Origin of the sequence: Cellulomonas sp., from assembly GCF_017744555.1 — a bacterium.
Lineage (GTDB): Bacteria > Actinomycetota > Actinomycetes > Actinomycetales > Cellulomonadaceae > Cellulomonas.
The window spans coordinates 354,253-369,146 of sequence record NZ_JAGIBD010000001.1; the positions used below are offsets into that span (position 1 = coordinate 354,253).

The 14,894-nt window shown below is 73.0% G+C and carries 7 protein-coding genes; 6 read left to right on the plus strand and 1 reads right to left on the minus strand.

Annotated features, from left to right (window positions below):
• Nucleotides 1–78: 78 nt before the first annotated feature.
• A complete protein-coding gene (locus J7523_RS01635; RefSeq protein ID WP_291881465.1) occupies nt 79–5,445 on the plus strand; it encodes a PKD domain-containing protein in 5,367 nt (1,788 codons plus the stop codon).
• Nucleotides 5,446–5,705: 260 nt separating this feature from the next.
• On the opposite strand, the gene J7523_RS01640 is transcribed toward J7523_RS01635, so the two are convergent.
• Nucleotides 5,706–7,100 carry a hypothetical protein gene (locus J7523_RS01640; RefSeq protein WP_291881467.1) on the minus strand — a complete coding sequence of 465 codons (1,395 nt, stop codon included), beginning with the start codon at nt 7,098–7,100 and terminating at the stop codon, nt 5,706–5,708.
• A 140-nt stretch (nt 7,101–7,240) separates the two neighbouring features.
• Here J7523_RS01640 and J7523_RS01645 point away from each other — a divergent pair, with 140 nt between their 5' ends.
• The 5 genes from J7523_RS01645 (at nt 7,241) to J7523_RS01665 (ending at nt 14,774) form a co-directional block, all read left to right on the plus strand.
• Complete coding sequence (locus J7523_RS01645; protein ID WP_291881469.1) at nt 7,241–8,338, plus strand: acyltransferase family protein; 1,098 nt, start codon at nt 7,241–7,243, stop codon at nt 8,336–8,338.
• A complete protein-coding gene (locus tag J7523_RS01650) occupies nt 8,335–9,501 on the plus strand; it encodes an acyltransferase (RefSeq protein WP_291881471.1) in 1,167 nt (388 codons plus the stop codon). Before J7523_RS01645 ends, J7523_RS01650 begins: the two co-directional genes overlap by 4 nt.
• A 142-nt stretch (nt 9,502–9,643) precedes the next feature.
• Nucleotides 9,644–13,342, plus strand: coding sequence for a transcription-repair coupling factor (gene mfd, locus J7523_RS01655; RefSeq protein ID WP_291881473.1), 3,699 nt, complete (start codon nt 9,644–9,646; stop codon nt 13,340–13,342).
• Nucleotides 13,343–13,453: 111 nt separating this feature from the next.
• On the plus strand, nt 13,454–14,080 hold the full coding sequence (locus J7523_RS01660; protein WP_291881475.1) for a hypothetical protein: 627 nt from the start codon (nt 13,454–13,456) through the stop codon (nt 14,078–14,080).
• Between the two features lie 10 nt (nt 14,081–14,090).
• Nucleotides 14,091–14,774, plus strand: a complete 684-nt coding sequence (locus tag J7523_RS01665) for a MazG family protein (RefSeq protein ID WP_291881476.1) — start codon at nt 14,091–14,093, stop codon at nt 14,772–14,774.
• Nucleotides 14,775–14,894 lie beyond the last annotated feature (120 nt).

A 14,894-nucleotide genomic window follows, 5' to 3' on the forward strand; every position in this document is an offset into this window, starting at 1 on the left:
CCTAAAGTCGCTCCCGATCGTCTACGGCCCCGCCAACCCCGGCGCGGGACCGGCGACGCCTGCGGAGGGACAAGCATCATGGTGGGACCGTCGAAGCTCTCTCGACTGGTAGGGCTGCTGGGAGCGGGTGCGCTCGCCGTCACCGGCCTCATGGTCGCGGCCCCCGCGCAGGCCGACACAGCGCCGCCGAACCCGGCCGACCCGCTCACGGTGACCGCGGACGCCCTGCCGACGGCGCAGATCAACGGCGTCGTGTGGAACCAGCAGGTCGCGGGCGACAGGGTCTACGTCGGCGGTGAGTTCACGCGCGCCAGGCCGCCGGGCGCGGCCGCCGGGACGAGCGAGGTCGTCCGGAACAACATGATGGCGTACAGCTTGAGCACGGGGGCGCTCAACACCAGCTTCGCGCCGGACTTCAACGCCGAGGTCCGGGACCTCGCGCTGACGCCCGACGGCACCAAGCTCGTCGCCGTCGGCGCCTTCACGTCGATCAACGGCGAGGCGCGCTACCGCGTGGCGGCCTTCGACGCCGCGACGGGCGCGCTCATCAGCGCGTTCCGGCCCACGGTGAACTCGACGGTCAGCGCGGTCGCGGTCACGAACACGACGGTGTTCATCGGCGGCAACTTCTCCTCGACGAACGGCACGGCGCGCACCAAGGTCGCGGCGCTGCGGCTCGACAACGGCGCGACGCTGCCGATGTCGGCCGACCTCGTCGACGGCACGGTCCAGGCGATCACGGTGGCGCCCGACGGCGGCTCGATCGTCATCGGCGGTTCGTTCACGTCGGTGGACGGCTCGTCGAACCCCGGCTACGGCCTCGCGCGGCTCGACTCGACGACGGGCGACATGCTGCCCCTGCCGGTCAACACGCAGATCCGCAACGGCGGCGACGAGTCCGCGATCCTCAGCCTCGAGACCGACGGCGACATGTTCTACGGCACCGGCTACCACTTCGGTGGCGGCGGCAACGTCGAGGGCACGTTCGCGGCCGACTGGGCCACGGGCAGCGAGGTGTGGGTCGAGGACTGCCACGGCGACACCTACTCGTCGTACCCCATGGGTGACGTCATCTACTCCGCGAGCCACAAGCACTACTGCGGCAACTCGGGCGGCTTCCCGCAGACGAGCCCGTGGACGGTGTACCGCGCGACCGCGCTGACGAAGGCCGCGACGCGCATCAACACCGCGGACATCTACGGCTACCCGGACCACGACGGCGAGCCCTCGCCGACGATCCTCAACTGGTACCCGACCATCAACACGGGCACGTACACCGGCAAGACGCAGGGCCCGTGGACGGTCACGACGAGCGGCAAGTACGTCCTGTACGGCGGCGAGTTCACGCAGGTCAACGGCACCGGCCAGCAGGGTCTGGTGCGCTTCACGACGGTCGACCAGGCGCCCAACCTCCAGGGCCCGCGCCTGCAGGGCACGAACTGGCCGCTCAACGTGTCGTCCGTCTCCTCGGGTGAGGTCCGGATCGCGTGGAACACCAACTTCGACCGTGACAACGAGACGCTGACGTACAAGCTGTACCGCGCGTCGGCGTCGAACCCGCCGATCTACGAGGAGACCGTCTCCACGACGTTCTGGAACGTCAAGACGATGCGGTTCAAGGACACGGGCCTGACACCGGGCAGCTCGGTGCGGTACCGGGTCTACGCGACCGACCCGTTCGGCAACACCGTGGGGTCCTCGTGGGTCACCGTGACGGTCAGCGACGCCGTGCTCTCGCCGTACGCCGGCAAGGTGCTCGACGACGGCGCGACGAACTTCTGGCGGCTCGACGAGCCCGCCGGTTCCACCACGGTCGCGGACTGGGCCGGCAACAGCGACATGGTGTCGCAGGCCGGGGTGACCCGAGGCGTGACCGGCGCGCTCGGCAGCACCGACCCTGACCTGGCGTCCTCGTTCAACGGCACGACGACGGGTCTCGCCTCGACGCAGACGGCCACCGCGGGTCCGCAGACCTTCGCCCTCGAGGGCTGGTTCAAGACCACGACGACCGCCGGCGGCAAGATGTTCGGCTTCGGCAGCGCCAACACCGGCAACAGCGGCAGCTACGACCGGCACATCTACATGGACACCCAGGGCCGCGTGCTGTTCGGCGTGTACCCCGGGACGTCCCGGACGCTGAGCACCACCACGAAGTACAACGACGGCCAGTGGCACTACGTGGTCGGCTCGCTCGGCCCGGACGGCATGAAGCTGTTCCTCGACGGCCGGCGCGTCGCGCAGCGGTCCGACACGACGTCGGCCCAGGCGTACAACGGCTACTGGCGCATCGGCGGCGACAACTCGTGGAGCGGCGCGCCGTACTTCAACGGCCAGATCGACGACGTGGCCGTCTACCCGGCCCCGCTGACGACCACCCAGGTCGACTCGCACTGGGTCGCCGCGGGTCGCACGTCGACGGCTCCGCCGGCTCCGGCGGACTCGTACGGCGCGGCCGTCTACAACGCTCAGCCGGACCTGTACTGGCGGCTCAGCGAGACGTCGGGGACGACGGCGAACGACGCCGGCATCTTCAACAACACGGGCACGTACTCGGGCGGCTTCACCCGCCAGCAGGCGGGCGCGCTCGTCGGTCAGAGCACGAACTACGCGGTGAGGTTCAACGGCAGCACGGGTCTGCTCGTCAGCACCGCGCAGTTCAGCGACCCCTCGGTGTACACCGAGGAGCTCTGGTTCAAGACGAACACCACGGCCGGCGGCAAGCTCATCGGCTTCGGTGACGCGACGACCGGTCTGAGCAGCAACTACGACCGGCACGTGTACATGGAGACCGACGGGCGCCTGACGTTCGGCGTCTGGACGGGCGTCGCGAACACGATCACGACGACCGCCGCGTACAACAACAACGCGTGGCACCACCTGGTCGCCTCGCAGGGTCCCGACGGCATGAAGCTCTACGTCGACGGCGTGCTGCGCGGCACGAACCCGCAGACCGACCAGCAGGCGTACAACGGCTACTGGCGCGTCGGCGGCGACAACACGTGGGGCCCGCAGCCCTGGTTCAACGGCACGATCGACGAGGTCTCGGTGTACTCGTCGGTGCTCTCGCCGACCCAGGTCGCGCAGCACTACGCGCTCGGCTCCGGCCAGCCGGCCCCGAACGTCCCGCCGACGGCGGCCTTCACGGCCACCACGACGGACCTCTCGGTGCAGGTCGACGGGACGGGTTCGTCCGACCCGGACGGCACGATCGCGTCGTACGTGTGGAACTGGGGCGACTCGACGCCGAACGGCTCGGGCTCGACCGCGTCGCACACGTACACGGCCGACGGCACGTACACGGTCACGCTCACGGTCACGGACAACCGGGGCGGCACGGCCACGACGACGCGCTCGGTGCAGGTCGCCGCGCCGCCGCCGAACCAGCCGCCGGTGGCCGCGTTCACCACCGCGGTGAACGTGCTCGCCGTGCAGGTCGACGGCTCGGGCTCCACGGACGGCGACGGCAGCATCGCGTCGTACGCCTGGAGCTGGGGCGACGGCACCCCGGGCTCGACCGGGCCCACCGCGTCGCACACGTACGCCGGCACGGGCACCTACACGGTGACGCTGACGGTGACCGACGACGACGGTGCGACCACCTCGACGTCGCACGACGTCTCGGTCACGGCCCCGCCGCCGAACCAGCCGCCCGCCGCGGCGTTCACGTCGGCCGTGAACCAGCTGGGTGTGCAGGTCGACGGCACCGGCTCGACGGACAACGACGGGACCATCACGTCGTACGCGTGGAGCTGGGGCGACTCGACCGCCGGAGGCACGGGCTCGACCGCGTCGCACACGTACGCCGCCGCGGGCACCTACACGGTGACCCTCACGGTGACGGACGACGACGGCGCGACCGGCACGGTCACGCACGACGTCACGGTGACGGCTCCGCCGCCGGGCACCCCGTTCGCGACCGACACCTTCACCCGCACCGTCTCGGGCGGCTGGGGCTCGGCGAACACCGGTGGTGCGTGGACGACCGTGGGGACGGCCAGCCGGCTGTCCGTCACGGGTGGTCGCGGCGTGCTGACCGACCCGGTCGGCGGCACGGTGGGCGCCTACCTGGGCTCGGTCGTCCAGACGAGCACCGACCTCACGGCGACGCTCAGCACCGACCGGCTGTCGACGGGCACGTCGTACGCCACGCTCCAGGGCCGCCGCGTCGGCAACGACGCCTACGGCGCGCGGGTGCGGCTCGGGTCCGACGGGTCGATCCAGGTCCACGCGACCCGTGAGGTCGCCGGGACCACGACCGCCCTCGGTGGCGGCGCGGTGTCTGGCCTGACGTTCGCACCCAACGACCAGCTCCTGGTCCGCACGCAGGTCGAGGGCGTCTCGCCGACGACCGTGCGGGTCAAGGTCTGGAAGGCCGGCACGACGGAGCCGACGGACTGGCGGGCGACCGTCACCGACAGCGCCGCGAGCCTGCAGACCGGCGGTGGCGTGGGCGTGACCGTCTACCACGGCGGCACCACGGGCAACCCGGCTGTCGCGTTCTCGTGGGACGACCTGTCGGCGAAGGTCGTCGGCGCGGTCCCGCCGCCCAACGTGGCTCCGGCCGCGGCGTTCACGGCGGGGACCAGCGGTCTCACGGCGAACGTCGACGGCACGGGGTCCTCGGACAGCGACGGCACCATCGCGTCGTACGCGTGGGGCTGGGGCGACGGCACCCCGGCCGGGTCCGGCGCCACGGCGTCGCACACGTACGCGGCCGCCGGCACCTACACGGTGACGCTCACGGTCACGGACGACGACGGCGCCACGGCGTCGACGACGCAGGACGTCACGGTGAGCGTCACCCCGCCGGTCGACGACGCGTTCGCGCGGGACGACTTCGCCCGGACGGTGTCGAACGGCTGGGGCACCGCGCTCCTCGGCGGTGCGTGGACCACGTCGGGGACGGCCAGCCGGCTGTCCGTGTCGGGTGGCCGCGGCGTGCTGACCGACCCGGTCGGCGGCACGGTCGGTGCCTACCTCGCGCTCTCCCAGACGAACGCGGACGTGACGGCGACGCTGAGCACGGACCGGCTGTCCACGGGGACGTCGTTCGCGACGCTCCAGGGCCGCCGGGTCGGCAACGACGCGTACGGCGCCCGGGTGCGGCTCGGGTCCGACGGGTCGATCCAGATCCACGCGACGCGTGAGGTCGCCGGCACCACGACCGCGATCGGCGGCGGCGCCGTGACGGGTCTGACGTTCGCGGCCAACGACCAGCTCCTCGTCCGCACGCAGGTCCAGGGCACGTCGCCGACCACGATCCGGGTCAAGGTCTGGAAGGCCGGCACGACCGAGCCGACCGACTGGCGCGCGGCGGTGACCGACTCGTCGGCCAGCCTGCAGGTGGGCGGCGGCATCGGGGTCTCCGTGTACCACGGCGGCACCACCGGCAACCCGGCCGTCGCCTTCTCGTGGGACGACCTGGTGGCACGACCCGTGCAGTAAGCAGCACTGCACGACGGCAAGGCAGCAACGACACGCGGGGCACGACGGGCAGGAGCCTGGCGTGCCCCGCGCGTCGTGTCCGGGACCAGGGGCGCGCGCGTCAGGCCCCGCGGTACAGCGGCGCGCACCCATCGCCAGGGCGGGCGGCGGCAGGCCGGGTCGTGCCACGGAGGGAGCGGCCTCGCCGGGCGCGTCGTCCGTGTCACGTCGGCGCGCCGCCGCGTCGGGGCAGCGCGGTCACCCTCGCCGAGTGCCGCAGGTCAGGCGGTGACAGCCCGTGCCGCGTCGGCCGACGCCCTGTCGTGGGGGTCCGCGCGGCGCACGACGAGCAGCCCGACGGCGAGCGCGAACAGGACGACCGAGCTCGACAACGGGCTGAACAGCACGTTCCAGAGCGTGCGGATCGCCAGGTAGGTGAGCAGCGCGCTGGCCGCATGTCGGCTGAACGCGAGCGTGTACCCGCGCAGCACGATCCACACGGCGTACAGCGCGACAGCGACCCCGGCGAACCCGAACGCGGCCCACAGGTCGGCCGCCGTCGAGTGCAGCTCGATGCCGCTGCCGAACATGTACCGCTCGACGTACCCGTTGTCAGGGTTGTAGCGCAGGGCCGCCATGCCGGACTTGGCCTCGAGCAGGTCCTGCGTGTTCGGCATGACCCCGACCCCGAACCCGTAGGGACGGTGCTCGACGAGGGCCTCGGTCGCGCCGAACTCCGGCCGGGCGCCCGCGATGAGCGACCCCGACAGGGCGATCTGCTCCTGGGTGCGCTCCTGCGCGTCCTTGCCGAGGTAGCCGTCGAGGATCGCCGCCTGGCCCAGGTAGTAGAGCGCGACGCACAGCCCACCGACGAGCACCACGGCGCGTGCGCGTGAGGCGACCTTCGACCCGCGCCGGCGCCAGGCCACCTGCTGCATCGTGATGACGGCGGCGAGCAGCAGCATCGCGGCCGTCGACCGGCCGCCGTTGATCGCGGACATCCCTGCGAGCGCGAGGGCCATGACGACCTGCAGCCACCCCTTGCGGGACAGCCACGCGAGGCCGAGCAGCAGGACCGTGAGGGGGATCGCGAACCCGAACCGCCACGGGCTCTCCGCGAACCGCCCGCCGCGGTCGATGCCCAGCAGCATGCCGAAGCCGAACAGCGACGCGACGGCGCCGTCGGACATGCGGGTGCGCGCCCACATCACCACGCACGCGCCGAGGACCGCGTTGAGCAGCACGATCACGCCGTTGACGGCCATCCGGGTGGTCGTGTGGTGGTCCTGCGACGCGAGCTCCGTGAGCCAGAGGCCGACCGCGATCGCGACGCCCGTGAGCAGCAGGAGCGTGCGCGCGTCGTGGAACATCCGGGTGGACCGCCACCACACGGGCAGGAGCGCGACGGCGACCAGGGTGCCGAGCGTGAGCGCCTGGTAGAGCGGGCGCTCCATGCCGGTGGCGATGAGCGCGAAGCCCGCGACTGCGGTGGTGGCCGGCACGCGCGTGCGGAGGAAGGACGGGCGGTCCGTGCTGGTGGCGGTGAGCGGCGCGACGGCGACAGGCGTGGGCTCGACGGTCCGGGGCTGCGGGACGGCTCGGGGCACGACCGTGCCGCCGTCGCCCGCACCGTCGCGTGCGGCCACCGTGGCCCCGCTCGCCTCGTCCGGCACCATGCTCGTCGTCCGCCCTGTCCGGCCGCCTGTTCGTCGTCGGCGGCAATCGTCGCACCCGGCGAGCCACGAACGGCCCAGCGTGCACCTTTTTCGCCCGCTTCGCCCCTGTTCGGGATGCTCTGCCCGCCTAGACTCGGCGCATGACCAGCCCGGCACCCGACTCGTCGCCGCGCGGCGCCAAGGTCCGGGTGACCTGGGTCGACACCGGCCGCGGCATCGCCATCACGCTCGTGGCGCTGTTCCATGCGACCAACTGGCTGCTCGGCGGCGGCGCGCACGTCCAGGGCTGGGTGCAGGCGAACCTCGTCATGTCGTCGCTGCGCATGCCCCTGTTCTTCACGCTCGCCGGGCTGTTCGCGGGCAAGTGGGTGCGCGGCGCGTGGCGGCCGCTGTGGGAGCACAAGGTGCGGCTGTACCTGTGGGTGTTCCTCGTGTGGGGTGCCGTCGGGTCGGTCACCTACTACGCGGGTCTGCAGATGCGCGGCGTCGGGTCGGTGATGAGCAGCGTGATCCAGCCGTACGTGCTGTCACCGTTCATGCCGCGGCTCGAGCTGTGGTTCATCTGGGCGCTCGCGCTGTTCTTCGTCGTCGCGAAGCTGACGTCGCGGATCCCGCCGGGGATCCAGATCGGTGTCGCGATGGCCGGCGCCGCCGTCGCCCTGAGCGGCTGGGACACCGCGAGCCCCGGCTGGAACGGCGCCGTGAAGTACTACGGGTTCTTCCTCGTCGGCATGTACGGGCGCGACCTCGTCCTGCGCCTCGGTTCGTCGGCGGGGCGCCCCGTGCTCGTCGCCGCGTTCGTCGTCTGGCTCGTCGTCGCGGTCGGGCTGTGGGCGCTCGGCTGGCGCGAGGTGCTCGGGCTGTACTTCGTCAACTGCCTGCTCGGGGTGCTCGGCGGGATCGCGCTGAGCCGCGCGCTGGCGGGCGTCCCGGTGCTCAGGTCGCTCGGCTCGCAGACCTTGCCGATCTACCTCGCGCACACGCCGATCATCATCACGGTCGCCGTTCTGCTGAGCCACACCGGTGTGCTGACGCACCCGGCCGTCGCGGTGCTCGGCCCGCCGGTCCTCGCGATCACGGCGATCGCGCTCGCGCTGGTGCTGCACCGCTCGGCGCAGCGCGCGGGTGCCGGGTGGCTGTACGCGCCGCCGGCCTGGTTCGACGTCCGGCGCCGTCGGGAGGTCCTCCCGGTGCGCGAGGAGATCCCGGTCGCGTCGTCGACCGAGCCGCGGCCGTGACGGCTCCGTCCCAGCCGTCGACACCGGCGCCGGCACCCGCCGAGGACCGCGCACCGGCAGCGGTGCCGCGTCGCCACGCCGCACGGCTCGAGTGGGTCGACGCCGCCCGGGGGTACTCCGTCGCGGCCGTCGTCGTCGCGCACGTGGTGCTGTGGCACATGACCGACCCCGGTGTCCCGATCGCGGGCGTCGGCGCGTCGTTCTGGGACCGCGTGTACGGCCTCATGGGCAGCGTGCGCATGCCCGTGCTGCTCGCGGTGTCGGGCCTCGTGATGGCCCGACGGGTGCGGGCGGGCTTCGTCGAGGGCGGCCTGCTGCTGCGGTCGGTGCGCAACTACTACCTCTACGTCGTCTGGCTCGTCGTGTACGCGCTGTTCTACGCGGTGGTCGTCGAGCCGACGCTGCCGCACCGCGTCGACGGGGTCGGGGACGTGGTCCGCCAGCTCGTCGTCCCCGAGACGACCCTCTGGTACGTGTACGCGCTCGCGGTGTACATCGCGGTGCTGGGTGCGCTGCACCGGGTGCCGGCGTGGGTCGTGCTGACGGCGCTGTCCGTGCTGTCGATCGTCATGCACGTGACGACCACGTCCGACCAGGTCTGGAGCAAGGTCCCGGAGCTGGCCGTGTACTTCGCGCTCGGGGTCTACGGCGCGGACCTGCTGCGCCGGCTCGCCGACCGGGCGTCCGTGCTCGTCGTCGGGCTCGCCGGTGTGCTCGCCGCCGGGGTCACGCTCTGCGGGCGGTTCACCGCGGGGAACGAGGTCGCGGAGGCGGTGCTGTTCCTGGTCCGTGGCGCGGCGTTCCTCGTGCTCGCGGTCGCGCTCGTGGCCGTCGGCGTGCGGTGGTCGCCCGTGCGGCGGCTGGGCGTGGCCCTGGGGCGTCGGACGCTGCCGATCTACGTGCTCCACCCGCTGTGGATCGCGCTCGTGCTCCTCGCGGCAGCCGGGTTCGCGCACGACGCGCTCGGCGACGTGCTCGGGTCGCCCGTCGGCGCGCTGCTGTACCCGCTGGTGCTCGCGGCGGCGGTCATCGGGCTGTGCCTGGCCACCGAGGCCCTCGTGCGGCGCGTGCACCTGCGGGTGCCGCTGTTCGAGATGCCACGCGCGTGGGTCGCCCAGCTCGACCGCCCGACGCAGGCCAGGAAAGGCCGCACCCGGGCGTGACCGGCGGCTCCCCACCGCCCGGGCCGGTGTCGGTGGTGGCTCGTAGACTGGCGGCAACCCCGGGTCCTCGCTGACTCGGGGTGTTCGTGCTGCGCCTGTGCCGCCCACGTGCGCGGCGGTCGACCTCCTGCGAAGGATCCCCATGGACCTGTCCGGCCTCATCCCGACGCTGCTCGCCGACCCCGCGGCGGCGCAGGCGGTCGAACTCGTCACGGCGCGCGGAGAGCTCGACGTCGTGAGCCCCGCCGGGGTGCGCCCGCCGCTGCTGGCCGCGCTCGCCGGTGCGTCGGCCGGTGGCGCCAAGGGCCGCCCGCTCGTCGTCGTGACCGCGACCGGCCGCGACGCCGACGAGCTCGCCGCCGCGCTGCGCTGCTACCTGCCCGACGACGACGTCGCGGTGCTGCCGTCCTGGGAGACGCTCCCGCACGAGCGCCTGTCGCCCCGGTCCGACACGGTCGCGCGTCGCCTCGCGGTGTTCCGTCGGCTCGCGCACCCCACGGCCGACGGCCCGACGGGTCCGATCCGGGTGCTCGTCATGCCCGTGCGCGCGCTGCTGCAGCCGGTCGTCGAGGGGCTCGGGGAGCTCGAGCCGGTGTCGGTGGACGTCGGCGACCGGGTCGACCTCACGGACCTCGCCGAGCGGCTCGTCGCGGCCGCCTACCAGCGGGTCGACATGGTCGAGAAGCGCGGCGAGTTCGCGGTGCGCGGCGGCATCATCGACGTCTTCCCGCCGACGGAGGACCACCCGCTGCGCGTCGAGCTGTGGGGCGAGGACGTCGAGGAGATCCGCTGGTTCTCGATCGCGGACCAGCGCAGCCTCGAGGTCGCCGGTCACGGGGTCTGGGCGCCGCCGTGCCGGGAGATCCTGCTGACGGACGACGTGCGGGCGCGTGCCGCCGACCTCGTGACGCAGCTGCCGGGCGCGGTCGACATGCTCGACAAGCTCGCGGCCGGCATCGCGGTCGAGGGCATGGAGTCGCTCGCGCCGGTGCTCGTCGACCGCATGGTGCCCGTGCTCGACCTCGTGCCCGACGACGCGCTGCTCGTGCTGGCCGACCCCGAGCGGGTGCGCCGACGCGCGCACGACCTGGTGGCGACGACGCAGGAGTTCCTCGAGGCGGCGTGGACGTCGGCGGCCGCCGGCGCGGCGACGCCGCTCGACCTGTCCGCGGCGTCGTTCGCCTCGTTCGCCGAGGTGCGGGCGCTTTCTACGGTCCGCGGGCTCGGCTGGTGGACGCTGTCCGGGTTCACGCTCGACGCCGACGCGGCGGTCGCGGCGGGTGCGCCGGGCGCGGACGCGGGGGAGCACAGCGCGGCACGGACGACGCAGGCCGAGCGGACCCCGAGCGCGGCCGGCCGCGCGGCCGACGCTGCCGACGACCTGCTCGGCGACGCGCGCACGCTCGTCGTCGCCGCGCGCGACGTCGAGCGGTACCGCGGCGAGGTCGCCCGGGCCGTCGCCGACGTGCGCACGCTGCAGCAGGCCGGCTGGCGGCTCGTCCTGGCGACCGAGGGCCACGGCCCCGCGCAGCGCATGGTCGAGCAGCTCAAGGCCGCCGACGTGCCCGCGCGCCTGGTCGCCGGGCTCGAGGAGCAGCCTGAGGGCGGCGTCGTGCTCGTCGTGCCCGCCCCCGTGGGCGCCGGCTTCGTCGCCGAGCCCCTGCAGCTCGCGGTGTTCTCCGAGGCCGACCTCACCGGCCGCGCCGGCAGCAGCACGCGCGACATGCGGCGGATGCCGAGCCGCCGGCGCAACGTCGTCGACCCGCTGCAGCTGCGGCCGGGCGACTTCGTGGTGCACGAGCAGCACGGCGTCGGCCGGTTCGTCGAGCTCGTGCAGCGGACCATCGGCACGGGCGCCACGGCGGCGACCCGCGAGTACCTGGTCATCGAGTACGCGAGCAGCAAGCGGGGCCAGCCGGGCGACCGGCTCTTCGTGCCGAGCGACCAGCTCGACCAGGTGACCAAGTACGTCGGCGGCGAGGCACCCACGCTCAACAAGATGGGCGGCGGCGACTGGGCCAAGACGAAGGGTCGTGCCCGCAAGGCCGTCAAGGAGATCGCGGCCGAGCTCATCCGGCTGTACAGCGCGCGGATGGCGACGGCCGGGCACGCGTTCGGTCCGGACACCCCGTGGCAGCGTGAGCTCGAGGACGCGTTCGCGTACGTCGAGACGCCCGACCAGGCGGCGACGATCGACGAGGTCAAGGCCGACATGGAGAAGCCCATCCCGATGGACCGGCTCGTCTGCGGCGACGTCGGCTACGGCAAGACGGAGATCGCCGTGCGGGCCGCGTTCAAGGCCGTGCAGGACGGCAAGCAGGTCGCGGTGCTCGTCCCGACCACGCTGCTCGTGCAGCAGCACCTCGACACGTTCAGCGAGCGGTACAGCGCGTTCCCGGTCACGGTGAAGGCCCTGTCGCGGTTCCAGACGGCCAAGGAGTCGAAGGAGGTCGTCGAGGGGCTCGCCGACGGCTCCGTCGACATCGTCATCGGTACGCACCGGCTCATCACGGGCGAGGTGCGGTTCAAGGACCTCGGGCTCGTCGTGATCGACGAGGAGCAGCGGTTCGGCGTCGAGCACAAGGAGACGCTCAAGGCGCTGCGCACCAACGTCGACGTGCTCGCGATGAGCGCGACGCCGATCCCGCGCACGCTCGAGATGGCGGTAACAGGCATCCGGGAGATGTCGACGCTCGCGACCCCGCCCGAGGAGCGCCACCCCGTCCTCACGTTCGTCGGTGCGTACGACGAGAAGCAGATCGCCGCCGCCGTCCGCCGCGAGCTGCTGCGCGAGGGCCAGGTGTTCTACGTGCACAACAAGGTCGAGTCGATCGAGCGGGCCGCCTCGCGGATCACCGAGCTCGTGCCCGAGGCCCGCGTCGCGGTGGCGCACGGGAAGATGAACGAGCACCAGCTCGAGCGCGTCATCGTCGACTTCTGGGAGAAGAGGTTCGACGTCCTGGTCTGCACGACGATCGTGGAGACGGGCCTCGACATCTCGAACGCGAACACGCTCATCCTCGAGCGTGCCGACCTGCTCGGGCTGTCGCAGCTGCACCAGCTCCGCGGCCGCGTCGGCCGTGGCCGGGAGCGCGCGTACGCCTACTTCCTCTACCCGCCAGAGAAGCCGCTCACCGAGACGGCCCACGACCGCCTCCAGACGATCGCGGCGAACACCGACCTGGGCGCGGGCATGGCCGTCGCGATGAAGGACCTCGAGATCCGCGGTGCCGGCAACCTGCTGGGCGGCGAGCAGTCGGGTCATATCGAGGGCGTCGGCTTCGACCTCTACATCCGCATGGTCGGCGAGGCGGTCGCGAACTTCCGCGGCGACGTGCCCGAGGAGCTGCCCGACGTCACGATCGAGCTGCCCGTCGACGCGCACCTGCCGCACGACTACATCGCGCACGAGCGGCTGCGTCTGGAGGCGTACCGCAAGATCGCGTCGGCCGCCGACGCCGCCGCGCTGGGCGAGGCGCGCGCGGAGCTCGTCGACCGGTACGGCGCCCCGCCGTCCGCGGTCGACAACCTGTTCGAGGTCGCAGAGTTCCGCATCGCGGTGCGCAACGCCGGCCTCGCCGACGTGACCGCGCAGGGCAAGTTCGTGCGGTTCGCGCCCGTCGAGCTGCCCGAGTCGGCGCAGCTGCGGCTCAAGCGGCTGTATCCCGGGTCGGTGCTCAAGCCCGCGACCCGGACGGTCCTGGTGCCGTTCCCGACGACCGCGCGCATCGGCGGCAAGCCGCTGCACGGCCGCGACGTGCTCGTGTGGGCGCGGCAGTTCGTCGAGGCGGTCGTCAAGGGGGACGTGGCCGCGGCGGCGACGGTCGGCACGGCGCGCTGACCGTCGGACCTGCGCAGGGCCTGCGACCGCCGCGCACGGGCGTGGCCCGCGGACCCAGCGCAGGGCTCTACGATGACCGCGATCGACGAGCGACGACGCAGGAGGTCCCAGGTGGCGGTGCAGTGGCGTGCGGGTGCGGCCGGTCCGCGCCCGCGGGTGGTCCGGGTGCTCGTCGGCGGTGCGGTTGCCGCGACTCTCGCGGGTGGGCTCGCCGCGTGCTCGGACGGTGAGCCGGGTGCGGCCGCTGTGGTCGACGGGAGGGCCATCCCGACGTCGGACGTCCGCACCGCGAAGCAGGAGCTCAACCCGTACCTGCAGGCGGTGACGTCGCTCAACGTGCTCACCGTGCTCGTCCAGGCGCCGACCGTCGTCGGGATCGCGGACAAGGAGGGCGTGGGCGTCTCCGACGAGGACGCGCGGCAGCTGCTCGACTCCATCGCCGAGCAGAGCGGCACCACGAACCCGCCCACGTTCAGCGAGCCGTCGCTCACGGTCGCGAAGTACTCGATCGCCTACAACAACCTGCAGGCGTTGCCGAACGCGAAGGACGTCGCGACGCAGATCGACGAGGACCTGCGCGCGCTCGACATCACGGTGAACCCGCGCTTCGGCGAGCTCGCCGACGGCAACCAGATCTCCGCGCCGTCGCGGCAGCCGTGGATCGTCGAGCCGAAGGCCGCAGGCGGGGCCGACGACGGCTCGGGCAGCCCGTCGCCGACGCCCACCCCGACCCCCTGAGCGGCCGCGGATGAGCGCGCCGACGAGCCCGACGCCGGACCCGCACGCCGACCAGCACGCCGACCAGCACACCGACCCGCTGCGCCGGCTCGTCGACGTCATGGACCGGCTGCGCTCGCCCGGCGGGTGCCCGTGGGACGCGCAGCAGACGCACCGCTCGCTCGTGCCGTTCGCGCTCGAGGAGGCGCACGAGCTCGCCGAGGCGATCGAGACGGACGACCGCGCGGGGCTGCGCGAGGAGCTCGGTGACCTGCTGCTGCAGGTCGTGTTCCACGCGCGCATCGCGCAGGAGCACGTGGACGAGCCGTTCGACGTCGACGACGTGGCCGACGACCTCGTCGCGAAGCTCGTCCGGCGGCACCCGCACGTGTTCGGCGACGACGACGCCGCACCCGACGAGGAGGGCCAGCACGCCGCCTGGGACCGGATCAAGCGCGTCGAGAAGCAGCGTGCGTCGGTGCTCGACGGCGTCCCGCTGAACCTGGGTGCCCTGGCGCGCACCCAGAAGGTCCTGTCGCGTGCGACCCGCTCCGGGATCGCGGTGGAGGTCCCGGCGGGTGACGGCCTGGGCGAGCGGCTGTTCGCGCTCGTCGCCGAGGCGCGGGCCGCCGGGCTCGACGCCGAGGGCGAGCTGCGCCGTGTCGCGCGCACCTGGGAGGACGACGTCCGGGCGGCGGAGCGGCCCCCGGCATGACCGGCGCGGACGCGTCGACGTCCTGTCTGGGACCTGTGTCACGGTAGGCCCGTTCCGAGGTCGCTAGCCTCGGCCCCTGGCGCAGCAACGGCACCCCCCCGACGGGAGCAGCGCCGCACG

Coding starts and splice junctions, on each gene's coding strand:
- mfd (WP_291881473.1), top strand. CDS start 9,644: ATGGACCTGTCCGGCCTCATCCCGACGCTGCTCGCCGACCCCGCGGCG.
- J7523_RS01665 (WP_291881476.1), top strand. CDS start 14,091: ATGAGCGCGCCGACGAGCCCGACGCCGGACCCGCACGCCGACCAGCAC.
- J7523_RS01640 (WP_291881467.1), bottom strand. CDS start 7,100: ATGGTGCCGGACGAGGCGAGCGGGGCCACGGTGGCCGCACGCGACGGT.
- J7523_RS01645 (WP_291881469.1), top strand. CDS start 7,241: ATGACCAGCCCGGCACCCGACTCGTCGCCGCGCGGCGCCAAGGTCCGG.
- J7523_RS01635 (WP_291881465.1), top strand. CDS start 79: ATGGTGGGACCGTCGAAGCTCTCTCGACTGGTAGGGCTGCTGGGAGCG.